This window comes from Phyllobacterium sp. 628 (genome assembly GCF_014189505.1).
GTDB lineage: Bacteria > Pseudomonadota > Alphaproteobacteria > Rhizobiales > Rhizobiaceae > Phyllobacterium.
Genome location: NZ_CP050301.1, coordinates 698,123 through 721,741 on the forward strand (window position 1 = coordinate 698,123; position 23,619 = coordinate 721,741).

The 23,619-nt window shown below is 57.8% G+C and carries 26 protein-coding genes and 1 pseudogene; 17 read left to right on the forward strand and 10 right to left on the reverse strand.

Features of this window, described 5'->3' with window-relative positions; all coding sequences use genetic code 11:
• Nucleotides 1-2: 2 nt before the first annotated feature.
• Complete coding sequence (locus HB779_RS04990) at nt 3-2,513, reverse strand: heavy metal translocating P-type ATPase (RefSeq protein WP_188344682.1); 2,511 nt, start codon at nt 2,511-2,513, stop codon at nt 3-5.
• A gap of 205 nt (nt 2,514-2,718) precedes the next feature.
• Here HB779_RS04990 and hisC point away from each other — a divergent pair, with 205 nt between their 5' ends.
• The gene (gene hisC, locus HB779_RS04995; protein WP_188344683.1) at nt 2,719-3,789 is read left to right on the forward strand and encodes a histidinol-phosphate transaminase; all 1,071 of its coding nucleotides are present in this window, start codon (nt 2,719-2,721) and stop codon (nt 3,787-3,789) included.
• A 49-nt stretch (nt 3,790-3,838) separates the two neighbouring features.
• Here the strand turns inward: hisC and HB779_RS05000 are convergent, their stop codons facing one another.
• Both HB779_RS05000 and HB779_RS05005 read right to left on the reverse strand, forming a co-directional pair.
• Nucleotides 3,839-4,747: a bifunctional helix-turn-helix domain-containing protein/methylated-DNA--[protein]-cysteine S-methyltransferase gene (locus HB779_RS05000; RefSeq protein WP_188344684.1), complete on the reverse strand. Its 909-nt coding sequence runs from the start codon at nt 4,745-4,747 to the stop codon at nt 3,839-3,841.
• A gap of 174 nt (nt 4,748-4,921) precedes the next feature.
• A complete protein-coding gene (locus HB779_RS05005; protein ID WP_188345782.1) occupies nt 4,922-5,428 on the reverse strand; it encodes a DUF2244 domain-containing protein in 507 nt (168 codons plus the stop codon).
• Nucleotides 5,429-5,450: 22 nt separating this feature from the next.
• On the opposite strand from HB779_RS05005, the gene nth reads away from it, so the two are divergent.
• A complete protein-coding gene (gene nth, locus HB779_RS05010) occupies nt 5,451-6,236 on the forward strand; it encodes an endonuclease III (protein ID WP_188344685.1) in 786 nt (261 codons plus the stop codon).
• On the opposite strand, the gene HB779_RS05015 is transcribed toward nth, so the two are convergent.
• Nucleotides 6,233-6,949, reverse strand: coding sequence for a sulfate transporter family protein (locus tag HB779_RS05015; RefSeq protein WP_188344686.1), 717 nt, complete (start codon nt 6,947-6,949; stop codon nt 6,233-6,235). The genes nth and HB779_RS05015 overlap by 4 nt on opposite strands.
• Nucleotides 6,950-7,115: 166 nt before the next feature.
• On the opposite strand from HB779_RS05015, the gene HB779_RS05020 reads away from it, so the two are divergent.
• Complete coding sequence (locus tag HB779_RS05020; RefSeq protein ID WP_188344687.1) at nt 7,116-8,108, forward strand: adenosine kinase; 993 nt, start codon at nt 7,116-7,118, stop codon at nt 8,106-8,108.
• Here HB779_RS05020 and HB779_RS05025 read toward each other — a convergent pair.
• From HB779_RS05025 to hrcA, 3 genes are all read right to left on the reverse strand, one after another.
• Nucleotides 8,100-8,753 carry a trimeric intracellular cation channel family protein gene (locus tag HB779_RS05025; RefSeq protein ID WP_188344688.1) on the reverse strand — a complete coding sequence of 218 codons (654 nt, stop codon included), beginning with the start codon at nt 8,751-8,753 and terminating at the stop codon, nt 8,100-8,102. The genes HB779_RS05020 and HB779_RS05025 overlap by 9 nt on opposite strands.
• A gap of 106 nt (nt 8,754-8,859) precedes the next feature.
• A complete protein-coding gene (gene grpE, locus HB779_RS05030; protein WP_188344689.1) occupies nt 8,860-9,573 on the reverse strand; it encodes a nucleotide exchange factor GrpE in 714 nt (237 codons plus the stop codon).
• Nucleotides 9,574-9,670: 97 nt separating this feature from the next.
• Complete coding sequence (gene hrcA, locus HB779_RS05035; protein WP_188344690.1) at nt 9,671-10,741, reverse strand: heat-inducible transcriptional repressor HrcA; 1,071 nt, start codon at nt 10,739-10,741, stop codon at nt 9,671-9,673.
• Nucleotides 10,742-10,877: 136 nt separating this feature from the next.
• Here hrcA and rph point away from each other — a divergent pair, with 136 nt between their 5' ends.
• The 6 genes from rph to HB779_RS05065 are packed head-to-tail and all read left to right on the forward strand — an operon-like array spanning nt 10,878 to nt 15,113.
• Nucleotides 10,878-11,594, forward strand: a complete 717-nt coding sequence (rph, locus tag HB779_RS05040; protein ID WP_188344691.1) for a ribonuclease PH — start codon at nt 10,878-10,880, stop codon at nt 11,592-11,594.
• Between the two features lie 12 nt (nt 11,595-11,606).
• Nucleotides 11,607-12,014 carry a VOC family protein gene (locus HB779_RS05045; RefSeq protein ID WP_188344692.1) on the forward strand — a complete coding sequence of 136 codons (408 nt, stop codon included), beginning with the start codon at nt 11,607-11,609 and terminating at the stop codon, nt 12,012-12,014.
• Nucleotides 12,011-12,655 (forward strand): RdgB/HAM1 family non-canonical purine NTP pyrophosphatase, encoded by a 645-nt coding sequence (rdgB, locus tag HB779_RS05050; RefSeq protein WP_188344693.1) that lies wholly within the window; start codon nt 12,011-12,013, stop codon nt 12,653-12,655. The genes HB779_RS05045 and rdgB overlap by 4 nt, the downstream gene beginning before the upstream one ends.
• On the forward strand, nt 12,655-13,824 hold the full coding sequence (gene hemW / locus HB779_RS05055) for a radical SAM family heme chaperone HemW (RefSeq protein ID WP_188344694.1): 1,170 nt from the start codon (nt 12,655-12,657) through the stop codon (nt 13,822-13,824). Before rdgB ends, hemW begins: the two co-directional genes overlap by 1 nt.
• Nucleotides 13,825-13,833: 9 nt before the next feature.
• Nucleotides 13,834-14,733: a 16S rRNA (cytidine(1402)-2'-O)-methyltransferase gene (gene rsmI, locus HB779_RS05060; protein WP_188344695.1), complete on the forward strand. Its 900-nt coding sequence runs from the start codon at nt 13,834-13,836 to the stop codon at nt 14,731-14,733.
• Nucleotides 14,730-15,113 (forward strand): YraN family protein, encoded by a 384-nt coding sequence (locus tag HB779_RS05065; protein ID WP_188344696.1) that lies wholly within the window; start codon nt 14,730-14,732, stop codon nt 15,111-15,113. Before rsmI ends, HB779_RS05065 begins: the two co-directional genes overlap by 4 nt.
• Here HB779_RS05065 and HB779_RS05070 read toward each other — a convergent pair.
• Nucleotides 15,092-15,304 (reverse strand): helix-turn-helix transcriptional regulator, encoded by a 213-nt coding sequence (locus HB779_RS05070; protein WP_188344697.1) that lies wholly within the window; start codon nt 15,302-15,304, stop codon nt 15,092-15,094. The genes HB779_RS05065 and HB779_RS05070 overlap by 22 nt on opposite strands.
• Before the next feature lie 10 nt (nt 15,305-15,314).
• Nucleotides 15,315-15,896, reverse strand: a complete 582-nt coding sequence (locus HB779_RS05075) for a DUF2975 domain-containing protein (RefSeq protein WP_188344698.1) — start codon at nt 15,894-15,896, stop codon at nt 15,315-15,317.
• Nucleotides 15,897-16,001: 105 nt separating this feature from the next.
• Here HB779_RS05075 and HB779_RS05080 point away from each other — a divergent pair, with 105 nt between their 5' ends.
• The 8 genes and pseudogenes from HB779_RS05080 (at nt 16,002) to HB779_RS05115 (ending at nt 22,919) form a co-directional block, all read left to right on the forward strand.
• Entirely contained in the window at nt 16,002-16,400 is a 399-nt protein-coding gene (locus HB779_RS05080; protein WP_188344699.1) for a chlorophyllide reductase, read from the forward strand.
• 333 nt (nt 16,401-16,733) lie between these two features.
• A complete protein-coding gene (gene cysG, locus HB779_RS05085) occupies nt 16,734-18,188 on the forward strand; it encodes a siroheme synthase CysG (protein ID WP_188344700.1) in 1,455 nt (484 codons plus the stop codon).
• Nucleotides 18,189-18,206: 18 nt separating this feature from the next.
• Nucleotides 18,207-18,521 carry a DUF2849 domain-containing protein gene (locus HB779_RS05090; RefSeq protein WP_188344701.1) on the forward strand — a complete coding sequence of 105 codons (315 nt, stop codon included), beginning with the start codon at nt 18,207-18,209 and terminating at the stop codon, nt 18,519-18,521.
• A gap of 22 nt (nt 18,522-18,543) precedes the next feature.
• Nucleotides 18,544-20,215 (forward strand): annotated as a pseudogene (locus tag HB779_RS05095) (nitrite/sulfite reductase).
• Nucleotides 20,205-20,960, forward strand: coding sequence for a phosphoadenylyl-sulfate reductase (locus HB779_RS05100; RefSeq protein ID WP_188344702.1), 756 nt, complete (start codon nt 20,205-20,207; stop codon nt 20,958-20,960). The pseudogene HB779_RS05095 and the gene HB779_RS05100 overlap by 11 nt, the downstream one beginning before the upstream one ends.
• A 5-nt stretch (nt 20,961-20,965) precedes the next feature.
• Complete coding sequence (locus HB779_RS05105; RefSeq protein WP_188345783.1) at nt 20,966-21,496, forward strand: DUF934 domain-containing protein; 531 nt, start codon at nt 20,966-20,968, stop codon at nt 21,494-21,496.
• 40 nt (nt 21,497-21,536) lie between these two features.
• Nucleotides 21,537-22,562 carry an NAD(P)/FAD-dependent oxidoreductase gene (locus HB779_RS05110; RefSeq protein ID WP_188344703.1) on the forward strand — a complete coding sequence of 342 codons (1,026 nt, stop codon included), beginning with the start codon at nt 21,537-21,539 and terminating at the stop codon, nt 22,560-22,562.
• Between the two features lie 9 nt (nt 22,563-22,571).
• Nucleotides 22,572-22,919, forward strand: a complete 348-nt coding sequence (locus HB779_RS05115) for a 2Fe-2S iron-sulfur cluster-binding protein (RefSeq protein WP_188344704.1) — start codon at nt 22,572-22,574, stop codon at nt 22,917-22,919.
• Nucleotides 22,920-22,931: 12 nt separating this feature from the next.
• Here HB779_RS05115 and HB779_RS05120 read toward each other — a convergent pair whose 3' ends face one another.
• Nucleotides 22,932-23,495, reverse strand: coding sequence for a L,D-transpeptidase (locus HB779_RS05120; RefSeq protein ID WP_188344705.1), 564 nt, complete (start codon nt 23,493-23,495; stop codon nt 22,932-22,934).
• Nucleotides 23,496-23,619: the final 124 nt, after the last annotated feature.

Consider the following 23,619-nt stretch of genomic DNA (forward strand, 5'->3'; position numbering starts at 1 on the left):
CCTCACAGTTTCAGTGTCCGCAGCCGTAGTGCATTGGCAATGACCGATACCGAGGAAAGGCTCATTGCCGCCGCCGCCAGCATGGGCGAAAGCATAGTCCCGAACACGGGATAGAGCACACCGGCAGCAACCGGCACGCCAAGCACATTATAGAAGAAGGCGAAGAACAGGTTCTGCTTGATGTTGCTGATCGTCGCATCTGCCAGATGACGGGCGCGGACAATGCCATTGAGATCGCCCTTCACCAGTGTAATCCCGGCGCTTTCCATCGCGACATCGGCGCCGGTGCCCATAGCAATGCCGACATCTGCCGCAGCCAGCGCAGGCGCGTCATTGACGCCATCACCCGCCATGGCGATTTTCGCGCCCTTGGCCCGCAACTCGTCAACCAGCTGCTTCTTTCCCTCGGGCAGCATATCGGCGCGCACTTCATCAATACCGAGCTGTGCCGCTACCGATTGCGCTGTGATCCTGTTGTCGCCGGTTGCCATGATGATCCGCAGACCTGCCTTGTGCAGCAGGCGGATGGCTTCCGCCGTTGTTGCCTTGACCGGATCGGCCACAGCCACAATGCCTGCCGCCTTGCCATCCACGGCAACGAACAGAACGCTCTTGCCCTGCGCCCGCAAAGCATCGGCCTTCTGGCTGAGCGATGAAATATCTGCTCCAGCTTTCTCCATCATGGCTTTATTGCCAAGCGCTACACTCTGCTTGTTGACCGTGCCGGATACACCCATGCCGGTGGTGGCTTCAAAGTTTTCGGCGCTGTGTAGTGCGAGATTGCGTGTCTTTGCACCTTCAACGATGGCTTCGGCCAGCGGATGTTCCGAACCCTTTTCAAGGCTGGCTGCCAGAACCAGAAGCCGTTCGTCAGAAAAGCCTTCCGCTATAACATCGGTGAGCACAGGCTTGCCTTCAGTTAACGTACCGGTTTTGTCAACGATCAGCGTATCCACACCGGCAAAGCGTTCCAGTGCTTCCGCATCCTTGATGAGCACGCCTGCCTGCGCACCGCGTCCCGTGGCCGTCATGATTGACATCGGCGTGGCAAGACCAAGCGCGCATGGGCAGGCAATGATCAGCACGGAAACCGCCGCAACAAGCCCGTAGATCATGCTGGGTTCCGGTCCGATCCACGCCCAGACGAGAAATGCCGCAATGGCGACCAGAACCACTGCCGGCACGAAGTAGCTCGCCACGCGATCCGCCAGACCCTGGATCGGCGCGCGTGAACGTTGCGCTGTTGCAACCATGCCGACGATCTGGGAGAGGACCGTGTCGGCACCAACTTTTTCCGCCTTGATCAGCAGCGTGCCGTTACGGTTGAGCGTACCGCCGGTCACCTGATCCTGCTCCGTCTTTTCAACGGGCAAGGGTTCGCCGGTCAGCATGGATTCATCAATGGAAGAACGGCCTTCCAGCACGATACCGTCCACAGGCACACTTTCACCCGGACGCACACGCAGCGTGTCACCAGCTGCAACCTCATCGAGTGGCACATCGCTTTCGCTGCCATCGGCAGCGATGCGGCGCGCGGTCTTCGGTGCGAGATTAAGCAAGGCGCGAATGGCGGATCCGGTCCGCTCGCGGGCTTTCAGTTCGAGGATCTGCCCGAGAAAGACCAGCGTGACGATCACGGCTGCCGCTTCGAAGTAGACGGGCACACTGCCGCCATGCATGCGGAATGTATGCGGGAAAATGTCGGGCACTAAAGTTGCCACCACGCTGAACGCATAGGCCGCGCCAACGCCGATGGCGATCAGAGTCCACATATTAGGGCTGCGGTTGACGAATGAGGCCCATGCCCGTTCGAAGAAGGGGATGGCCGCCCACAGCACGACTGGTGTTGCCAGTGCGAATTCCAGCCAGACGGCGCGGCTCTCGCCGATCCATTCGCGCAATGGCAGGCCAAGCATCGGCCCCATGGTAATCAACAGCAGCGGAATGGAGCAAAGTGCGCTGATCCAGAAACGGCGGGTGAAATCAACAAGCTCCGGGTTCGGGCCTTCGTCGCCGGTGGGAATGCCCATCGGCTCCAGCGCCATGCCGCAGATCGGGCAGGAACCCGGGCCGTCCTTGATGATCTCTGGATGCATCGGGCAGGTATATTGCGTTCCCGCAGGCGTGGCTTTGGGTGCGGGCCGGTCGCCCAGATAATCCTGCGGCGCATTTTCAAACTTGGCCATGCAACCTGCCGAACAGAAATAATACTTCTGACCCTCGTGCTGCAGGAAGTGCTTTGCCGTGGCCCGGTCAACTTTCATACCGCAGACGGGGTCAATAGCAGTCAGATAGGTGTCCGGGTCATTCTTGAATTTCGTCTGGCAACCGGCCGAGCAAAAATGGAACACGCGCCCGTCACGTTCCACCTTTGGTTTGCCCGCCGTGGGATCAACCAGCATTCCGCAAACCGGATCGCGCACAATTTCGGCTTCAGCCTTGTGCGTGCTGCAGCAGCTATGGCCTTGGGTGCCGTGCGCGTGGTCGTGATGGGCGGAATGGTCATGTTTCATGATGGAACTTTCGACATGTACGGGAAGATAGTGATGTGAATGTAATGTTTCCAGTAACTGGAAGGTCAAGGCTTGTTCGAAAGTTTCTTCATCACACCGGAAAGCCGCGAATTTCGATTGTTGCAAATGCCGGTTTTTGCGATGGTGCTGGAATTAGCGCGAGAGACTGTGAGATATCTCGATCAACATATTGCGGGAAATTTTAATGAGCCGTTTTTGGAGTTCTATCGTGCACACCTTGACGCCCTACGTTGCGGGTGAACAACCGGCGATGCACAATCTGGTCAAACTGAACACCAATGAGAACCCATACGGTCCTTCACCGCGTGCCTTGGCGGCCATCGCAGCCGAGACAACAGAGGCCCTGCGGCTTTATCCAGATCCTACGGCGCTCAAACTGAGAGAAGCCATTGCTAAAAGCCATGGTCTTGCAGCCAACAATGTCTTTGTCGGTAATGGCTCGGATGAAGTGCTTGCCCATGTGTTTCAGGCATTACTGAAACATGACAGGCCGCTGCTCTTTCCGGATGTCACCTACAGTTTCTTCCCGACATTTTGCAATCTGTACGGGATCAGCTTCCGTGAGGTGCCGCTCGATGATGCCATGGCGGTCCGTATCTCGGATTACCGGCAGGAATGCGGTGCTATTGTCCTGCCCAATCCGAACGCGCCTACCGGAACAGCCTTGCCTCTGGCCGAGATCGAGACGCTGATTGCCGAGCATCCGGATCAGGTTGTGGTTATTGACGAAGCCTATGTTGATTTTGGTGCGGAGAGCGCTATTGCGCTGGTTGCGCGCTACCCCAACCTGCTTGTGACCCAGACATTTTCAAAATCGCGTGGCCTTGCCGGGCTTCGCGTTGGCTTTGCCATTGGACAACCCCCGCTCATTGAAGCTCTGAACCGCGTCAAGGATAGTTTCAACTCTTACCCGCTGGATCGCCTTGCCATCGCGGGCGCTGTTGCCGCCTGGGAGGATAAGGAGTGGTTTGAGGAAAAACTCGCCAAGGTCATTGCCACGAGGGACAATTTGTCCGCCGCTCTGCGTGAATTGCAGTTTGAAGTTCTTCCTTCCTCAGCCAATCTCCTGTTTGCCAGACACGCCACTCTGCCCGGCGCAGAGATTACGGCTCAACTTCGAAGCCGGGCCATATTGATCCGGCATTTCCCGAAGCCGCGCATACACGATTATCTGCGTATCAGCATTGGTACGGACGATGAATGCGCGAAGCTTCTGTCAGGCTTGGCGGATGTGATCGCATTCTTGGAAAGATAAAGCCCGGCATCGCTGCCGGGCTTTATGGCTGTCTCGGGAGGAGACGGGCTTAGCCGGAACGTGCCAGATCGAGTTCTTCGCTGCCTTCGCCCATCTGGCCGGCTTCCCAGCCCAGAATGGCGCGCTTGCGCGTCAGTCCCCAATGATAGCCCGTGAGGGCGCCGGACTTGCCAAGAGCGCGGTGACACGGAACCACGAAGGAGATCGGGTTGGCGCCGACAGCAGCGCCTACGGCGCGTGACGCCTTGGGCGAACCGATATCCTGCGCGATGTCGGAATAGGCGCAGGCCTTGCCCATGGGCACCTTGAGCAGGGCTTCCCAGACCCGCAACTGGAAGTCCGTGCCGATCATGACCACTTTCAATGGCCGGTCGGAACGCCATTCTGCCGGATTGAACACCCGCGCCGCATAGGGTGACGTTGCATTCAGATCCTCAAGATAGGTGGCATTCGGCCAGCGTGAGGTCATATCTCCAAGTGCTTCCCGCTCGTTGCCCGCATCGGCAAAGGCGAGCCCTGCCAGTCCGCGATCCGTCACCATGACCAAAGCGCGTCCGAAAGGCGAAATATGGAAGCCGTAGCGGATGGTGAGGCCTGCGCCGCGGGTCTTGTAGTCACCCGGCGACATGCCTTCATGCGTAACAAACAGGTCATGCAGGCGGCTTGGGCCGGAGAGACCGGTTTCCAATGCGGTTTCCAGCACCGGCATGCCATCATCCAGCAGGCGGCGGGCATGGTCTATGGTCACTGCCTGCAGGAAACCCTTGGGGGACAGGCCGGCCCAGCGGGTAAAAAGCTTCTGCAACGCTGTTGGAGACAGTCCTGCATCCTTTGCCAGCGCCTCGAGCGATGGCTGGTCGCGGTAATCTTCGCTGATTCGCTCGATGATGTGGCTGACGATGGCATAATCGTTGCCGGTTGGCGTGATGTCGTTCTGTAGTACGGCCTGCGGTTTCATGATCTTTACCTCAATCAGGCGTGATCCGGAGTCGGTGTGTCGTTCAGACGGATCAGGCATTCAATTCATGTCTGGAGCATCGCGTGCAACCCTGACGGCATGTGATGCTCTGTTGAAGGACATATGACCATGCAGGTGCCTGATCTGCCACCCGTTTCTTGCACGCTGTAAAAATTACCGGCCCTTGGCCGTGGCAAGAGCGCGTGTAAAGGCCGATGCAAAGCTTTCCCGGTCATCTGGGTTGAGAAAAGAACCAATGCTGACGGCCTTTCCCTGTCCTTCTACCAGCATGGAGGTGATGCCGATTTCCTCGTGCCGGGCAACGCTGAACCGTGTCCAGAATGGATTGAACTCGTGCAGCTTGGTACGGCCGGATGGCGCCACCTGCTTGATCTGCAGGGCGAGGCGCGAAATGCTGACTTCCTCATGCGCCTTTGCCGCCGCATAGTTCATACGGAAAGCAATATAGACGAGCAGGACATCCAGTCCGAAAAAGCCGAAAACCGGCCAAGCTCCCAGCGACAGGAAGAACAGTCCGGTCAGAAAACTGCAGCCGCCAAGTGCGGCCATCACCACGAGAAATCCCGTATTGCCAAGCGAACGGTGTGGCACAAGAAGAGCGTGAAAAATTTCCTCTTCATTGCGCGCGGCAGCGTCAATTGGGTTGATTGTTTGGCTCATAATGCTTGAGTATAGAAGGGTCATGGAAAATCCCAAGAGCAAAGTTGATCAGATTGACGTGAGTGCGGCACCCGAGCAGAGCGCGCTTTTGCAGACACCGGCCAAAAGGCCGCGCAACGTACCGGGCACGCGCTACACGGAGGCCGAGATTCATGAGATTTTTCGCCGGTTTTCCATCCAGCGTCCTGAGCCCAAGGGCGAACTCGAACACGTCAATGCTTTCACGCTGCTCGTTGCTGTTGTCCTTTCCGCACAGGCCACGGATGTCGGCGTCAACAAGGCGACGCGGGCTTTGTTCAAGGTGGCCGATACGCCGGAAAAGATGCGCGATCTCGGTGAGGCGACAGTCGGAGACTATATCCGCACCATCGGCCTGTGGCGCAACAAGGCGAAGAACGTCATTGCCCTGTCAGATGCGTTGATCCGGGATTTCGGCAGTCAAGTCCCGGATGATCGCGATGAGTTGATCAAGCTCCCGGGTGTGGGCCGCAAGACCGCCAACGTGGTGCTCAGCATGGCGTTCGGTCAGGCGACAATGGCGGTCGATACTCATATTTTCCGTATCGGCAACCGGCTTGGCCTTGCCCCCGGCAAAACGCCGGATCAGGTGGAAGCCAAGCTGATGAAGGTGATTCCGGCGGAATATCTTTATCACGCCCATCATTGGCTGATCCTGCATGGGCGCTATGTCTGCAAAGCGCGCAAACCCGATTGCCCCGCCTGCGTCATCGCGGATATCTGCAAGGCAGCCGAAAAAACCTCGGAACTCCCGGCACCGCTTGTCCCGCTGCCCCCGCAGGTGTTTTAGCGCAGTGCTGCCGGTGGTTCCGATTGCGCCACGGCCTTGTGCAGATGCACCATCATCGCTGCGGCGAACAGCGGCGTCAGCAGGTTGAGAATCGGGATCGCCATGAACGCGGCGATGACAAGCCCCGCCAGAAACACGGTGGTTGAATGTTTCGACCGCAACGCCTTGGCTTCCATTTCCGGACGGAAACGCATGGCGGCAAATTCGAAAAACTCGCGGCCAAGCAGATAACCGTTGACTACAAAGAACGCGATGATGTTGACGCCGGGGATCAGCAGCAACAGGAGCGCAATGATATTGCCGATGATAACAACGCCGAGGAACTTCAAAGACAGAACGAAGGATCGCAGCGTCGGCAGCGGACGGCCCTTCGGATCGAGCGGGTAGTCCGACTTTTCCACAACTTCCGCCACATCATCAAGAAACAGTCCAGCGACGATGGCGGAAACCGGCGCGATCAGGAGTGCCAATCCCATTGCCAACGCAATACTGGCCAGAATTCCGGCAAACAGGCCCAGCCAACCGGCCCAAGATGGGAGATCCGGCAGCCATTGATCGAAAAAGGGCAGGGCCAGCGCTTCGAACAGTTCGCGCATGCCAAACCATGCGCCGATCAGCAGCAGAAGGGTCATGCCAAGAGATTTCCACAGAACGGACCGGAATTCCGGCCGGAACAGATGGCTGGCGGCGGCGCGGGCGCTGTCAAAGATCATTGTGCCATTTATCCTTTTTGGCCTTTCGGGTGTTTTGGAGATAGGAGATGAGTTTGGCGCAGACAAGGCGTGGATGCGTATTAGGGGTAGTCAAGTTCCACTGTTCCAGCTAGGACTTGGCGAACCAGAGGCCAAGAACTGCAATTGAATCAATCCTGGAGTTTTCATGTCGAGTTATGACGTGCTTTGCATCGGCAATGCCATTGTCGATATCATTGCCCGCACGGATGATGATTTTATCGTCAAGAACGGTATCATCAAAAATGCGATGAATCTGATCGATGCCGACCGTGCGGAATTTCTGTACGAACGCATGGGTCCCGCCATCGAAGCTTCAGGCGGCAGTGCCGGGAATACGGCGGCTGGCGTTGCCAGTCTCGGCGGCCGCGCGGCCTATTTCGGTAAAGTTGCCGACGATTCGCTCGGCCATATTTTCACCCACGATATTCGCGCGCAGGGCGTTGCCTTTGACACGCGCGTTCTGAAAGCGCCGCCGCCCACGGCTCGCTCGATGATTTTCGTTACGCCCGATGGCGAGCGTTCCATGAACACCTATCTCGGCGCCTGCGTCGAGCTCGGACCGGAAGACGTCGAAAGCTCGAAAGTCTCCGAAGCCAAGGTCACCTATTTCGAAGGTTATCTCTGGGATCCGCCCCGCGCCAAGGAAGCGATCCGTCTCTCGGCGAAAATCGCGCATGAACATAAGCGCGAAGTGGCGATGACCCTGTCTGATCCATTCTGCGTTGATCGCTATCGTGATGAGTTCCTTGATCTCATGCGCTCCGGCACAGTCGATATCGTCTTTGCCAATGAGGCAGAGTTGAAGTCACTGTACCAGACCGATGATTTCGAGAAGGGCCTTGATGCCATCCGCAAGGATTGCAAGCTGGCTGCCATCACCCGTTCGGAAAAAGGCTCGGTGGTCGTTTCCAAGGATGAAACAGTTGCCGTTGCTGCCATCGAAATCGAAGAACTGGTTGATACGACAGGTGCTGGCGACCTCTACGCGTCGGGCTTCCTGTTCGGCTATACGACGGGCCGCTCGCTGACCGATTGTGCCAAGCTTGGCTCATTGACCGCAGGTCTGGTTATTCAGCAGATCGGTCCGCGTCCGCAGCAGAACCTGAAGATTGCCGCCCAGCAGGCCGGATTACTCTGACCGCACAATGCCGTCACGCTTGAGTTCTTCAGGCGTGCGGCCGACCTTGTGATAATTGGGCAAGGTCCAGCCAAAATACAGTGCACCGCCGCGCACCGCAAAAGCGGTTAGCGCAGCGAGCAGTGCCGAGACTTCCGGCCCTGCCGAAAGACCAAGCAGCAGCGTATAGGCGGCTGAACCGGCCAGCGCAGCCGTGACATAGATTTCACGCCGCATCAGCACCGATGGCTCTCCTGAAACGATATCGCGCAGCACGCCGCCGAATGTTGCTGTCAAAATGCCTGTCACAACGGCAATTGTCGGATCAAAGCTGAGTGCCAGCGCCTTTGCTGCACCCATGACGCTATAGGCGGCAAGGCCAAGCGCATCGAGCCAAAGTAGCAGGCGATAGCGCGATTCGAGCAGGTTGGCGGAAAAGTAGACGAGGATTGCGGCAGCGGCGCAGACAAGGATGTAGCCGGGTTCGCGCACCCAGAACACCGGAACGCCGAGAATGAGGTCGCGCAGCGTGCCGCCGCCAATGCCGGTAACGGCGGCGAGAAACACAAACGCGATGATATCGAGCTGGCGGCGCGAGGCGGCGAGACCGCCCGTAGCAGCGAAGACGAACACCCCGGCATAGTTGAATATCTGGATCATGGTCATCGGCTGTTCCCCCTCTCGCTGCACGCAATAGAGCATGATCAGGCCAAATGAAAAAGGCCACACTCCGTTGCCGGAATGTGGCCTTTGCCTTCATATTGTCAGGCGGTCAGGCGTCTTTTTCAGCCTGCGGATTGATTGGACCGGGCTCGGCCTGACCTTCGCCCGCTGCCTGCTTCGGTCCACCCTTGGAAACGCCGACCAGTGCTGGACGCAGCATGCGGTCGCCAATGATGAAGCCGCTCTGCGCAACCTGCAGCACCGTGTTGTGCGGTACTTCAGTGTTGGGGATTTCGTACATTGCCTGATGGAAGTTCGGGTCGAACCTCTGATTCAGCGGTTCGATCTTCTTCACGCCGTGCCGTTCCAGCGCCGACATCATTGAGCGTTCGGTCATCTCAACGCCTTCGGCCAGCGTCTTGAAACCCGCATCGCCATTGGCCAGTGCATCGGCCGGGATGGCTTCGAGCGCACGCTTCAGATTGTCGGAAACCGACAGCATGTCGCGGGCAAAATTGGCAACCGAATAGGCACGGGCATCGTGCACATCGCGGGCGGTGCGCTTGCGCAGGTTTTCCATATCGGCGGCAAGCCGCAGCAACTGGTCACGCAGATCGCCATTATCGGCGCGCAATGCATCCAGCTCGGCGCTGCTTACAGCTTCCGCCTGGTCTTCGTCTTCCTGCGCCATGGCATATTCTTCTGCCTTGCGCGATTTCAGAAAATCATCGGCAGCGCGCTTCAGCGCATCGCGATCGCGCGGATTCTTCAGATCGCGCTGATCGAGATCGGGTGCGTCGTGATGTTTCTTTTCTTCAGCCATGTATCCTGTCCGTCCTTAAATCGAAATGTGCGCTGGATATCGAGGTTTAGGCCGCGAAAATCAAGTGCAAATGCCTCATGCGAGGTGTTCCTTTGCGCTATCGCAGCAGTCTTGAGACCAGTTGTGCCGTATAATCCACCATGGGAACGATACGCGCATAGTTAAGCCGCGTCGGGCCGATGACACCGAGGGCTCCAATGACCCGCTGTTCCGAGTCGCGATAGGGCGCGATGACCAGCGACGAGCCCGAAAGCGAGAAAAGCTTGTTTTCCGAGCCGATGAAAATACGCACACCCGAGCCCGCTTCGGCCAGATCAAGCAGTTGGATCGTACCTTCCTTGGTTTCGAGATCGTCGAACAGGTGCCGCAACCGGTCGAGGTCAGCTTCGGCATTGATCGAATCAAGCAGATTGCCGCGTCCGCGCACGATCAAACGTGGCGGTTGACCGCCGCCGGCGCCTCCCCACACGGCCAGTCCCTGTTCCACCATGTGCTGGGACAGTGTATCGAGCGCCTGCTGTGTTTCCTCTTTCAAGCGGGCAATTTCGGCGCGCGCTTCGGTAATGGTGCGGCCCTGGATATGGGCATTGAGAAAGTTTGACGCTTCGATCAATTGGGACGGCGTCACACCCGGCGGCAAATCGATCACACGGTTTTCGATATCGCCACTTTGCGTCACCAGCACAGCCAGCGCCTTTGTCGGCTCCAGCCGCACGAATTCGATATGTTTGAGCGCGCCTTCCGCCTTGCTTGCCAGCACCAATCCGGCACCACGTGACATGCCGGACAGAATCTGGCTCGCCTGCGTCAGCACGTTTTCTGCCGATTGGGCGTCGCCGCCCGCCCGCACCTGTGCCTCGATTGAGTTACGCTCGTCGGAGGAGAGATCACCGACCTCCATGAAGGCATCGACGAAAAACCGCAGGCCCAGCTGTGTCGGCAGACGGCCCGCTGAAATGTGCGGCGCATAGACCAGTCCAAGATGTTCAAGGTCGCTCATCACATTGCGGATGGTTGCGGGCGACAGACTGACCGGCAAGATGCGCGACAGGTTGCGTGAGCCCACAGGTTCGCCATCCCCGAGATAGCTCTCGACGATCCGCCTGAAAATATCCCGTGACCGCTGGTCCAGCGATTGCAATGGTTCGGGGACAACTGCCTTGTTCATTGTGTCTCACGCCCTTGTGCTTCCGGGTTGAATATAGGCATTGTCGGCCCAATCATCAAAGCTTTTGCTTCATGGTTCCATTTAAGTCTCCGTTGCTCTAAAAGGCCGGACCAACATATTTTCAAGAGGTCATTCCATGCGTCCTTCCAAACGAGCCCGAGACGAAATGCGCGCCATTTCCTTCGAGCGTGGCGTTTCCAAACATGCTGAAGGCTCGTGCCTGGTCAAGTTCGGCGATACTCACGTATTGTGCACCGCCAGCCTTGAGGAAAAGGTGCCCGGCTGGATGCGTAACACCGGCAAGGGCTGGGTTACGGCTGAATATGGCATGCTGCCGCGTTCCACCGGCGACCGCATGCGCCGCGAAGCCTCATCCGGCAAGCAAGGCGGCCGCACCCTGGAAATTCAGCGGCTGATCGCCCGTTCATTGCGTGCTGTTGTCGATCTGCAGGCACTGGGTGAAGTGCAGATCACGGTTGACTGCGATGTCATTCAGGCCGATGGCGGCACACGCACAGCCGCCATCACCGGCGGCTGGGTTGCCCTGCATGAATGCCTGCGCTGGATGGAAACCCGCCAGATGCTCAAGGTCGAAAAGGTCCTGAAAGATCATGTTGCGGCTATTTCTTGCGGCATTTCCAACGGCACGCCAGTGATTGATCTTGATTACGCCGAAGATTCAACTGCACAGACCGATGCCAATTTCGTCATGACCGGCAAGGGTGGTATTGTCGAAGTGCAGGGAACAGCGGAAGGCGAACCATTCTCACAGGAAGAATTGCTGGCTTTGATGGATCTTGCCCGCAACGGCATCACCAGGCTGGTTTCGCTCCAGCAAATGGCGGTCAGCTAACGGAAATCGGCCATGCAGCCATCGGGTATTCTGGAAACAGCGCTTTATGTGACCGATATCGAGGTGGCTGCACGGTTCTATGCCGATGTGCTGGGATTGGATGTGATCCTGCGTGCCGGCAATGAATCGGTGTTCTTCCGCTGTGGTGCGGGTGTGCTGATCCTTTTCGATGCCCGGAAGTTGCAGGAACGGCCAAAAGGCGGTCTGCCGATCCCTGCGCATGGTGCCACGGGGCCGGGTCATGTCTGTTTCCGTGCAACGCGGGATGAAATTGCCGGGTGGAAGACCCATTTGCAGGCCAATGATATTGAAATCGAAAGTGAATTCGATTGGCCCAATGGTGCCCGCTCGCTGTATTTCCGTGATCCGTCCGGAAACTCGATTGAATTTGCCGAACCGGCTTTATGGAACCTGAAATGAGAACACTCAAAAAAGGCAAGCTGCTCGTTGCCAGTCACAACAAGGGCAAAATACAGGAAATGATCGACCTGCTCGGTCCCTTCGGTTTTGAAGTGGTATCGGCGGGTGATCTCGGCTTGCCGGAACCGGATGAAACCGGCACAACCTTTGAGGAAAATGCCTATATCAAGGCTTTTGCCGCGGCAAAGGCGACAGGCCTAGTGGCATTGTCGGATGATTCCGGCCTCTGTGTCGATGCGCTGGGTGGCAATCCCGGTGTCTACACCGCCAATTGGGCGGAACTGCCCGATGGCAAGCGCGATTTTGATTATGGCATGCAGAAGGTTGAAAACGCTCTGCAGGAGAAAGGCGTTACCGGCTCGGGGAATCGTGGCGGCCGTTTCGTTTCGGTTATCTGTCTGGCTTGGCCTGATGGTGAAGCCAATTACTATCGCGGTGAAGTGGAAGGCGAGATTGTCTGGCCGCCACGCGGCACCGCAGGTTTCGGCTTTGATCCTGTGTTCAAGCCCGAAGGCTATGACACCACGTTTGGCGAAATGACCGCCGAACAGAAACATGGCTGGAAGCCCGGTGCCGCCGCTGCATTGTCGCATCGTGCCCGCGCTTTCCAGCATTTCGCCCGCGATTGTCTGGGTGCCTGATGACCCATCCGGAGCGGGAAGGCAATGAAGGGGGCTTTGGCGTTTACGTCCATTGGCCCTTCTGCATGGCCAAATGCCCCTACTGCGATTTCAACTCCCATGTCCGGCATCAGCCGGTGGACCAGCCGCGTTTCACCGCAGCCTTTGCGCGTGAAATGGCAACGATGCGCGCGCGTACCGGTCCACGCACGATTTCCAGTGTCTTTCTCGGCGGTGGCACCCCATCGCTGATGCAGCCGGAAACCGTGGAAGCGGTCTTGAACGAAATCGCCCGCAACTGGCATGTCCCGGACAATATCGAAATCACGCTGGAAGCCAATCCAACCAGCGTCGAGGCCAATCGCTTTCGTGGATATCGCGCCGCCGGTGTAAATCGCGTTTCCCTTGGCGTGCAGGCGCTCAATGATCCTGATCTGAAGCGGCTTGGCCGCATGCACAATGTGGACGAGGCGCTGGTAGCAATCGGGCTCGCCCGCGAGATTTTCCCGCGCCTGTCGTTTGATCTGATCTATGCCCGGCCGGACCAGACAATCGAGGCGTGGCGTGAAGAACTCAACCGTGCCATTTCCTATGCCGCAGATCATCTGTCGCTGTATCAGCTGACAATCGAGGAAGGCACGCCTTTCTATCAGCTGTGGAAAGCCGGCAAATTGATCACCCCTGATGGCGATCATGCGGCGGCACTCTACGCGGAAACGCAGGACGTGACGGCGCAGCGCGGTCTGCCAGCCTACGAAATTTCCAACCACGCCGCTCCAGGCGCTGAATCCCAGCACAATCTCGTCTACTGGCGCTACGGCGAATATGTCGGTGTTGGTCCCGGCGCCCATGGCCGTTTTATCGAAAACGGCAAGCGCGCGGTCACCATCACCGAGCGGCACCCGGAAACCTGGGTGGCGAAGGTTGAGGCTGACGGTCACGGGGTCGTGGAAGAAGAATTGCTCACGGGAGAACAGGAAGGCGATGAATTCCTGCTGATGGGCCTGCGGCTGGTCGAAGGCATCGATCTTGCCCGCTATGAGCGCCTGACCGGCCATAGCGTCAAGGAAAAGCGCGTGATTTCCTTGGCCGAACAAGGCCTGATTGAATATATCGGCAACAGCCGCATCCGGACGACGCCCGAAGGTGCGATCGTTCTGAACGCGGTTATTGCCGATCTGGCAGCATGAGGAGCAGGCGTGTCTGACGGAGAAGCCAGAGAACGGGATTACCAGATCGGCGGCGCTTCGTTTCGCGCCCGTCCGCTCGAGCCTGCGCTTTACGTCGTTGCCACGCCCATCGGCAATCTTGGCGACATGACGTTGCGCGGCATTGAAACACTTGCGGCAGCCGATGTGATTGCCTGCGAGGATACCCGTGTCAGCCGTGTTCTTTTGGAGCGCTACGGTATCTCTCGGCGTCCTTACGCCTATCACGAGCACAATGCCGCTGAAGCCGGACCGAAACTGATCGAGGCCTTGCTGGCGGGTAAAAGCGTCGCGCTGATATCCGATGCGGGAACGCCGCTGGTTGCCGATCCGGGCGGGCGTCTGGTGCCGGAAGCCAAGGCGGCGGGCATCCGTGTGGTGCCAATTCCGGGTGCGTCATCGGTTCTTGCAGCCTTGACCGCGTCCGGCTTGTTCACTGACAGTTTTTATTTTGCCGGCTTCCTGTCATCGAAACAGGGGCAGCGCCGCTCGAAGCTGGAATCGCTGAAGACGCTCGATGCCGCCTTGGTATTCTTTGAATCCCCCAATCGCGCCGCCACGACATTGGCCGATATGGTCGATGTCTTTGGTTCCAAGCGGCAGGCCTCGCTCTGCCGCGAATTGACCAAAACCTATGAAACAATCGTCACTTTACCCTTGGCGGAACTTGCAGCTGAGTTCGATGGTGAAGACCGGATCCGCGGCGAAGTGGTGCTGGTGATCGGACCGCCCGAGGGTGATCAGAATATTGCCCGCACGGACGATGATGTGGATGCGCTCCTGCGCGCACTGGTGCTTGAAATGTCACCGGCCAAGGCAGCAGGTGAAGCTGCGCGCATGACAGGGCGGCCCAAGGGCGAGCTCTATCAACGATTGCTCGCAATGAAATGACGGGAGCGGGCAGGCGGCACAAGGCGTATAAACGCGGCCACTCAGCCGAATATGTCGCCGCCCTTGCCCTGATGCTCAAAGGGTTTCGCATCGTCGAGCGGCGCTATCGCACCAAACTTGGTGAAATTGATCTGATCGCCCGTCGCGGCGATCTCATTCTTATCGTTGAAGTGAAGGCGCGCCGGACACTGGAACAGGCGATGGAGGCGGTGAGCGCCACCACCATGCGCCGGATCGAATCCGCTGCCGATCTGTGGCTGGCCCGCCAGCCTGACCATGCCAAGCTGTCATTGCGCTTCGATATGGTGGCGATCCTGCCATGGCGCTGGCCGGTGCACGTTCCAGCTATGTTTATGGCCTATGCATCGTCCTTGTCATAGCGCAAGAGATCGCCGGGCTGGCAATCCAGATAGTCGCAGATGCGCTCCAGTGTCTCAAAGCGGATACCCTTAACCTTGCCCTGTTTGAGCAGCGAAAGATTGGCTTCGGTTATGCCTACATGTTCCGCCAGGTCCTTGGATTTTACATTGCGTTCGGCCAGCATGACGTTGAGCCTGATTTTGATGGGCATACATATATCCTCAGACGAACTGCGCATTTTCGTCGGCGATCGCCACGGCTTCCGTCATCACCCAGGCCATAATGGTGATGGTCCCGGCAAACAACAATCCAAGCAGCATATTTGAACTGATGCCGATGGAGAGCGTTCTCTGACCTGCCGGATTTGTCCAGCTCAAGGCTACTGATAATGCAGTTTCGGCAAAAAATTGCAGAAGCGTTGAGATGAAGACCGCCAGAGCGAAGGCGCGCAGGCTTCGAATAGTCTCCAGCGTAAAGAACTTGCCGCTGGCAAAACTGTTGAAGCAGCGCCGTGCCTGCAGCAATCCCCAGATCAGAACCGCAAGTGGTGTCATGGAGATAATGAGCCCCAGGAGCCGGGTTCCAAAACCAAAATTATCTGCGCCCGCGAGCGGCAATCCTGCGGCGGAAAGGATGTCTGCAGGCAGCGTTGCAAACCAGTAGTAAAGCATGCCGCCAAACAGCGCGATTGCTGTGACGGCATATAGCCCCGACATGATTCTGCTGAGCAGCCGGATACGCTCTGCGCGGCGGGATTGGCCCAGACCGGTATGCATGATGTCGGGGGTGGAAAGATCGCTCATGGGGGAATCTCCGTGAATGTTTTGCCATATAATAGCAATAAATTATCGTTTTACAATAATAAATTTTCGATATATGAGTTTCCTGCCAACATTGGAGACTTTGGTATGTCATCATTCAAACCATGCAGAACACTTCTCATTTCAACGGCCATCGCGCTTGGATTGACAGCCCCTTCGTTTGCAGCGGCATCCACCGCCAAGGGTGAGATTTCAATAATCCAGGTCATGGCGATGCTGGATCAGGCGCCGTCCAATCCGGCAGCCAATCAGGTTCTGACAGCCTATCTTGGTGGCATCGGCGAGACGGTCGGTGTCATGGTTGACCTCGCAGCAAAACCAGAAGGGTCCCCCCTTACGGCCTGCCGAACCCGGATCGCTCTCGACGTCAAGTCGGTCCGGCGCGCCTTGGAGACGCAGCCGAAGAGCCAATGGCAACAGATGGCCGCCACCCCGCTGATTGTGCGTGATATGATCAAGCGCGCGGGATGCAGACTCACCGACTGATTGGCGAAACTGATATCGGTCATCAATAGGTGCGATGAGGGTCAGATGCATGCCAAAAGAAAAGCGCTTGCATTTTAGTATTAACACGATAAAAGTAGTCGTGTATTGGATCGGCGCATCTTGAGCCGACGCTGTTTACTGCCGCATGTCCCGCTTTGCCGTTTAACGCAAAGGCTGGACGTGCATTTTTCCGTGTGGCGTAGAAAGAGAATCCGCTTGTTCCGGGATTTTCAGAAATTCCATGCTCCGCCGCTCGATTTGGCGCATTTCTGTTCCTTATAAAGAGCCGTCCAATCAACGATAATCCCAGCATTCACCGGGATTGTCTTGCTCATGTCTATTCATGCCAACCAGCTTTCTGTCTTTCCTGCCTTCTTCCGCGTGCGGAATGAAGTGGTTGTGGTTGTTGGCCATGGCGAGGAAGCGCTGAACAAGGCCCGGCTTCTGGCGCAGACCAATGCAAAAATCCGTGTCATTGCTGGCGAACCGGAACAGGAACTTGCTGATTTTATTCGCGCAGGCCGCCATGAGCTTGTTGCGGAAGATTTTTCTCCTGAACACCTCTCGGGTGCAAAACTGGTTTTCGTCGCCACGGGTGACGAAGGGCAGGACGCGGCCATTGCCACTGAAGCCCGCCGCCAGCACATTCCGGTCAATGTAGTGGATCGCCCGGAGCTTTGCGATTTCTACACGCCCGCTATCGTCAACCGTGCACCGCTGGCCATCGCCATCGGTTCGGAAGGCACCGGCCCGGTTCTGACCCAGCTTATTCGTGCCCGTATCGATGCAGCGTTTTCGCCGCGCCTGGGCGATCTTGCCCGCCTCGCCAATGCCTATCGCCCAGCGGTTGAAAAGCTGGTGAAGAAGGGCCTGCCGCGCCGTGTGTTCTGGCGCTCGTTCTTCTCCGGCGATGTCGCTGGCAAGGTTTACAACAATGATCTCGATGGCGCCCGTCAGGCGGCTGGTCAGCTTCTGGGCAATCAGGACGAGCCGAAAGGCTATGTCTGGCTGGTGGGTGCCGGTCCCGGCGCAGAGGATTTGCTGACTCTGCGCGCGCATCGCGTCCTCATGGAAGCCGATGTCATCGTCTATGATGCGCTGGTACCGGAAGCTGTTGTCTCCATGGGCCGCCGCGATGCTGCCCGGCTGTCCGTCGGCAAGCGCAAGGGTTGCCATTCCAAGAGTCAGGCTGAAATCAACGAATTGCTGGTTGTCCTCGGCCGCGAAGGCAAGCGCGTCGTGCGTCTGAAGTCAGGCGATCCGCTGGTCTATGGCCGCGCCGGCGAAGAAATGGCCGCGCTGCGTGCCGCCGGTATCCCGTTTGAAATCGTTCCCGGCATCACCTCGGCCTTTGCCGCAGCTGCCGATATGCAATTGCCTCTGACCCTGCGTGGTGTCGCATCCTCCCTTGTGTTCACCACGGGTCATGACATGGCGGGCGAGGTGCTGCCCGATTGGGCGCGCCTTGCCATCTCCGGCGCCACCATCGCTGTCTATATGGGCCGCAGTGTCGCCGCCTCCGTGGCCGAACGCCTGATGAGCGCTGGCCTGCATGCCGATACCGGCGTTGCGGTGATGGAGAATGCCGGCCGTGCCGACCGGCGCATGTTCCACGGCACATTGCAGGATTTGCCTGCGCTCGAGCAGCGCCTCGATCTGGATGGCCCTGTCATGGTCATTATCGGCGACGCGGTTGCCGGTGCTGCCATCGACAAGGCTGAACCGCTTGCTGCCCGCCTGCCAACCCATTCGGTGGCCAAACGCCGCCTTCAGACCACTGCCGCTTAACTGCGAAGGATGATGATCATGAGTGTACAAGTTCTCACCGCAAACCGCCTGACCGACGGCGAAGCCGTATGGCTCGGTGCCAATGGCGAATGGCTGGACCATATTGATGGCGCGCTGGTTGCCCGTCATGTGGAAGCCGCCGCTGCGCTGGAAGAGGCTGGCAAGACGGCGATCAAGTCCAACCTCGTCATCGATGTCAATGTGATTGATGTGGAAGAGCGCGGTGAACACCTCTATCCGGTGCGTCTGCGCGAACGCATCCGCCAGCTCGGCCCCACCGTCCGTCTTGATCTTGGCAAACAGGCGGAAAAGCCTGCCGCAAACGCCGCTTAACTGTTAATCGAAGGCCCGCAGAATGTATCGTTACGATGAGTTTGATCACGCGTTTGTTTCAGCCCGCGTTGAGCAGTTCAAGGATCAGGTCGAGCGCCGTCTGGCTGGCGAGCTGACCGAGGACCAGTTCCGCCCGCTGCGGCTGATGAATGGCGTCTATCTGCAATTGCACGCCTATATGCTGCGGGTCGCCATTCCCTATGGCACGTTGTCCGCGCGCCAGATGCGCAAGCTTGCCCATATTGCCCGCACCTATGATCGCGGTTATGGCCATTTCACCACGCGTCAGAACCTGCAGTACAATTGGCCCGCGCTGAAAGACATGCCGAAGGTTCTCGATGAACTGGCGGAAGTCGAAATGCACGCCCTGCAGACCTCGGGCAACTGCATTCGCAACGTCACCGCCGATCATTTTGCCGGTGCCGCTGCCGACGAGGTTGCCGATCCGCGTCCCTATGCGGAAATCCTGCGGCAGTGGTCATCAATGCATCCTGAGTTTTCGTATCTGCCGCGCAAGTTCAAAATTGCCGTCACCGGCGCCGAGCGTGACCGCGCCGCCATTCAGGTGCACGATATCGGCCTGCATCTGAAAAAGAATGCGGCGGGCGAGATCGGTTTTGCTGTCTATGTCGGCGGCGGACAGGGCCGCACCCCCCATGGTTGCCAAGAAAATCCGCGACTTTCTGCCGGTCGAGGATTTGCTTACCTACACCACTGCTATTATGCGGGTTTATAATCTGAACGGCCGCCGCGACAACAAGTACAAGGCGCGCATTAAGATACTCGTACACGAAACCGGTACGGAGGAATTGACCCGTCAGGTGGAAACCGAGTGGCTGGCGCTGAAAAACAGTGATTTGAAGCTGCCACAGACCGATGTCGATGCCATCGACAGCTATTTCCGTCCGCCGCACCTGCCGCAGCGCCCGGAAGGCTGGTCGGCACTGGCTGCTGCCCGCAAGGCGGATCATTCTTTTGCCGCTTGGGTCGACCAGAACGTAACACCGCACAAGAATCCGGATTATGGTGTTGTAACCATTTCACTGAAGCCGATTGGCGGCATTCCGGGCGATGCGACCGATGCCCAGATGGATCTGGTTGCCGATATTGCCGAACAGTTCTCCCAGGACGAAATCCGCGTCAGCCACGAGCAGAACCTGATCCTGCCGCATGTGGCGATTGCTGATCTGCGCATCGTTTATGATCTGCTGTTGACTGACGGTCTGGCTACGGCCAATGCAGGCCTGATCACAGACATCATTGCCTGCCCTGGCCTGGACTATTGTGCACTTGCCACGGCCCGTTCGATCCCGGTTGCTCAGCGCATTTCGGAACGTTTTGCCAGCGCCGAACGTCAGGCGGATATTGGCGAACTCAAGTTGAAAATATCCGGTTGCATCAATGCCTGCGGTCATCATCACGTTGGCCATATCGGCATTCTCGGTGTCGAAAAGAAGGGCGAGGAACTCTATCAGATTTCGCTCGGCGGTTCCGGCGACGAGGTCTGCACCATCGGCGATATTACCGGGCGTGGGTTCTCCTCGGAAGACATTGTCGATGCGATCGAAACCATCGTCGACCGCTATCTCGAAATCCGGACGGACAAGGAAGAAACTTTCCTGGCCACCTACCGGCGTCTGGGCGCTGCTCCGTTCAAGGATGCGCTCTATAGCGAGGCTGCAAATGCTGCTTGAAGCCAATGAGACCACCGTAGCGGACGAAGCGCGTGCGCTTGAAGCCCGCTATGGCAATCTCGAACCGGCCCAAATCATTGAACTGGCGATTGATCATCTCTTCAATGAGGAGATCGCTGTGGTGTCGTCCTTCGGCGCGGAATCCTCGGTGCTTTTGCACCTGATCGCGCAGGTCGACCGCGCCTTGCCTGTGCTGTTCCTCGAAACCGGCAAGCATTTTCCGGCAACGCTGCGCTATCGTGACCAGCTCGTGCACGATCTTGGTTTGACCGATGTGCAGGATGTCCACCCGCTGAAGCAGAGCCTGAAAGACGAAGACCCGTTTGGTGCGCTGTCGATGACCAACAAGGATCGCTGCTGCTATATCCGCAAGGTCGAGCCGATGGCCCGTGCTGTTGCGCCCTACCGTGCCTGGATGACCGGCCGCAAGCAGTTTCAGGCCTCGACACGCACAGCGTTGCCGGTGTTCGAATCTGTCGGTTCGCGCATCCGCATCAACCCACTGGCACGCTGGACCTCGGCCGATCTCAAAGCCTATATGACGACCCAGCAGTTGCCGCCGCATCCGCTGATTGCGGAAGGTTACCGGTCGATTGGCTGCATGCCTTGTACCTTGCCTGTCAAGGAAGGCGAGGATGACCGCGCCGGCCGCTGGGCTGGGTCCGACAAGACCGAATGTGGTATCCATCTGACCGGCCTGACCGATCAATTGAGCAATATTTCCCTGACGGATTCAAATCTATGACTGACATTCCTGCACAGCCCGAAAGCCAGCTATGGGGCCGCGAGGGGTTCCGCGAGGACCCGTATATCACAGCCGAAACACTGGAAGATGCGGGCGATGCCCCCGCCGTCATCCTGCCGCTGTCTGTCTGGCTCGGGCTCGATGCGGATGTGCGCAATGCCACCAACCGGCGTATCGGTGTTTCCGTTGCACCCGGTGAAAGCATTGAGCCGCTTCTGCCTTTGCTGGATTCGATCCCGGTGATTGCGCTGCAGTTTCCGGCGTTCAATGACGGCCGCTCCTATTCGAAGGCCGAAGTTCTGAAAGACCGTCACCAGTTTCAGGGTGAACTGCGCGCCGTCGGCGACGTGCTGATCGATCAGGTGGCCTATATGCTGCGCACCGGCTTTGACACGCTGAAAGTCACCCATGCGGTGACTTTGACCCGGCTTGCCGATCACAATCTGCATGACACGCCGGTCTATTATCAGCCGGGTCGTGGTTCACACACCAAAGCTGGCACCTATAGCTGGCGCCGCGTGCCCGACACCCAATAATTCAAATGCGCTCAACGCCGTTTCTGGAAAGTGGTTTTGCATGTCCGATATCATTGAAACAGATGTAGTTATTGTTGGCGCTGGTCCGGTTGGCCTTTTCGCTGTGTTTGAGCTTGGCCTGCTCGATCTGCGCGCCCATGTGATCGACATTCTGGATCGTCCGGGCGGGCAATGCGCCGAGCTTTATCCGGAAAAGCCGATCTATGATATTCCCGGCCTGCCCGAAGTCACGGGTCAGGATCTGACGAGCAATCTTCTGAAGCAGATCGCACCATTTGAGCCGCAGTTCCATTTCTCCACCATGGTCACAGCGCTCGAGCGTCTGGAAGATGGGCGTTTCCGTGTCGAAACCGATGCGGATGAGGTGTTCATCACCAAGGTGATCGTCATCGCCGCGGGTGGCGGTTCGTTTCAGCCCAAGCGTCCGCCAGTGCCAGAAATTGAGCTCTACGAAGGCACCAGCGTTCATTATGCGGTGCGCAAGATCGAAGCCTTCCGCGGCCATGATGTGGTGATTGTCGGCGGCGGCGATTCTGCGCTGGACTGGACCCTCAATCTCGAGTCGGTCGCGAAGTCCGTGACCCTTGTGCATCGCCGTCCCGAATTCCGGGCCGCGCCCGACAGTGTCAATAAGATGTGGGCGTTGGAAAAGGAGGGCAGGGTCACATTCCGCATGGGCCAGCTTGGCGGCCTTGAAGGCGCCGATGGCCAGTTGACCAAAGTTATTCTGAAAGGTGCCGAGGGCGAAGAAGTTCTGGAAGCCGGGCGTCTGCTGCCATTCTTCGGCCTGACGATGAAACTAGGCCCCATTGCCAATTGGGGTCTCAACCTCGACCAGAATCTGATTGCCGTGGACACGGAAAAGTTTGAGACGTCGGAACCGGGCATTTTTGCCATCGGCGATATCAACACCTATCCGGGTAAGCTGAAACTGATCCTCTCGGGCTTCCATGAGGCTGCGCTGATGTCACAGGCAGCCAAGCGCATTGTTGCGCCGGGTGAGCGGATCATCTTCCAGTACACCACCTCTTCCACTGCCCTGCAGAAGAAACTGAAGGCGGCTTGAGGCGGACCCATGAGCGCTGATTCCCTCCATATCCACGTAACCGACCAGCATGGCAATCGCCATACGCTGGAGGCGTTGGAGGGATTCCGCGTGATGGAGGTCATCCGCGACTGGGGTCTCGACATCAAGGCCGAGTGCGGCGGTGCCTGCGCCTGTGGCACCTGCCATGTCTATGTGGATCAGGACTGGTCGCAAAAACTCTACGAGCCGCAGGACGAGGAAATCGACCAACTCGACGTGACGTTTCACGTCGAGGGCAATTCGCGCCTGTCCTGCCAGCTGATCATGACCCAAGATCTGAATGGTCTCGAAGTGACGCTTGCGCCCGATACCCAGAGAGACAGCGTTGCTGCTTAAAGCAGATTTTCTTTAGAGAACAACGACAGGGGTTCCCAGCGGCACGCGGTCGTAAAGATCGATCACGTGTTCATTGATCATGCGGATACAGCCATTGGATACGGCGCGGCCGATGGACCATGGTTCGGTCGTCCCATGGATGCGATAATAGGTGTCACGGCCGTTGCGGTAGAGATAAAGCGCCCGGGCGCCGAGCGGATTGCCTTTGCCGCCCGCAACACCGTCGGCGTAACGCGCATATTTTTCCGGCTGGCGTTTGATCATGTTATCGGTCGGCTGCCAGCGCGGCCATTCCGCCTTGCGTCCCACATGCGCCTGCCCGGAGAAAGCCCGGCCGGCACGCCCTACGCCGATGCCATAACGCAGGGCGTAGTAATCATCTTCAATCAGGTAGAGAAAGCGGTTGCGCGGGTCGATGACCACGGTTCCGTATTCATAATCTGACGGGAATTCGACGGTTTGCGGCAGATATTCCGGGTTGATGACGAAAGGCGTTTTTTTGGATGCCGCCAAGGCGGCCTCCGGCAAGGCAATGGCTGCAACGAGCCCTGTGATAACGCTTCGGCGTGTCAGCATGTCGATCCCCGATATTCCTGCCCGTCGTTTCCGGGCCATCATCGCAGGAGAATTATGCGCTACAATTACTGATTGAAGGTTTACGAGGACTCACCTTTTCGTGATGAAACAAGGGGATAGGTTC

What these genes read in the sequence shown, in the direction of transcription:
- nth (WP_188344685.1), top strand. Translation starts at nt 5,451, where the DNA reads ATGGAAAATCCCAAGAGCAAAGTTGATCAGATTGACGTGAGTGCGGCA.
- HB779_RS04990 (WP_188344682.1), bottom strand. Translation starts at nt 2,513, where the DNA reads ATGAAACATGACCATTCCGCCCATCACGACCACGCGCACGGCACCCAA.
- HB779_RS05000 (WP_188344684.1), bottom strand. Translation starts at nt 4,747, where the DNA reads ATGAAACCGCAGGCCGTACTACAGAACGACATCACGCCAACCGGCAAC.
- HB779_RS05025 (WP_188344688.1), bottom strand. Translation starts at nt 8,753, where the DNA reads ATGACCATGATCCAGATATTCAACTATGCCGGGGTGTTCGTCTTCGCT.
- hrcA (WP_188344690.1), bottom strand. Translation starts at nt 10,741, where the DNA reads ATGAACAAGGCAGTTGTCCCCGAACCATTGCAATCGCTGGACCAGCGG.
- HB779_RS05005 (WP_188345782.1), bottom strand. Translation starts at nt 5,428, where the DNA reads ATGAGCCAAACAATCAACCCAATTGACGCTGCCGCGCGCAATGAAGAG.
- HB779_RS05100 (WP_188344702.1), top strand. Translation starts at nt 20,205, where the DNA reads ATGCTGCTTGAAGCCAATGAGACCACCGTAGCGGACGAAGCGCGTGCG.
- rph (WP_188344691.1), top strand. Translation starts at nt 10,878, where the DNA reads ATGCGTCCTTCCAAACGAGCCCGAGACGAAATGCGCGCCATTTCCTTC.
- cysG (WP_188344700.1), top strand. Translation starts at nt 16,734, where the DNA reads ATGTCTATTCATGCCAACCAGCTTTCTGTCTTTCCTGCCTTCTTCCGC.
- HB779_RS05065 (WP_188344696.1), top strand. Translation starts at nt 14,730, where the DNA reads ATGACGGGAGCGGGCAGGCGGCACAAGGCGTATAAACGCGGCCACTCA.
- grpE (WP_188344689.1), bottom strand. Translation starts at nt 9,573, where the DNA reads ATGGCTGAAGAAAAGAAACATCACGACGCACCCGATCTCGATCAGCGC.
- hisC (WP_188344683.1), top strand. Translation starts at nt 2,719, where the DNA reads ATGAGCCGTTTTTGGAGTTCTATCGTGCACACCTTGACGCCCTACGTT.
- HB779_RS05015 (WP_188344686.1), bottom strand. Translation starts at nt 6,949, where the DNA reads ATGATCTTTGACAGCGCCCGCGCCGCCGCCAGCCATCTGTTCCGGCCG.
- HB779_RS05080 (WP_188344699.1), top strand. Translation starts at nt 16,002, where the DNA reads ATGTCATCATTCAAACCATGCAGAACACTTCTCATTTCAACGGCCATC.
- rdgB (WP_188344693.1), top strand. Translation starts at nt 12,011, where the DNA reads ATGAGAACACTCAAAAAAGGCAAGCTGCTCGTTGCCAGTCACAACAAG.
- HB779_RS05020 (WP_188344687.1), top strand. Translation starts at nt 7,116, where the DNA reads ATGTCGAGTTATGACGTGCTTTGCATCGGCAATGCCATTGTCGATATC.
- HB779_RS05090 (WP_188344701.1), top strand. Translation starts at nt 18,207, where the DNA reads ATGAGTGTACAAGTTCTCACCGCAAACCGCCTGACCGACGGCGAAGCC.
- HB779_RS05110 (WP_188344703.1), top strand. Translation starts at nt 21,537, where the DNA reads ATGTCCGATATCATTGAAACAGATGTAGTTATTGTTGGCGCTGGTCCG.
- HB779_RS05070 (WP_188344697.1), bottom strand. Translation starts at nt 15,304, where the DNA reads ATGCCCATCAAAATCAGGCTCAACGTCATGCTGGCCGAACGCAATGTA.
- HB779_RS05115 (WP_188344704.1), top strand. Translation starts at nt 22,572, where the DNA reads ATGAGCGCTGATTCCCTCCATATCCACGTAACCGACCAGCATGGCAAT.
- hemW (WP_188344694.1), top strand. Translation starts at nt 12,655, where the DNA reads ATGACCCATCCGGAGCGGGAAGGCAATGAAGGGGGCTTTGGCGTTTAC.
- HB779_RS05075 (WP_188344698.1), bottom strand. Translation starts at nt 15,896, where the DNA reads ATGAGCGATCTTTCCACCCCCGACATCATGCATACCGGTCTGGGCCAA.
- HB779_RS05045 (WP_188344692.1), top strand. Translation starts at nt 11,607, where the DNA reads ATGCAGCCATCGGGTATTCTGGAAACAGCGCTTTATGTGACCGATATC.
- HB779_RS05120 (WP_188344705.1), bottom strand. Translation starts at nt 23,495, where the DNA reads ATGCTGACACGCCGAAGCGTTATCACAGGGCTCGTTGCAGCCATTGCC.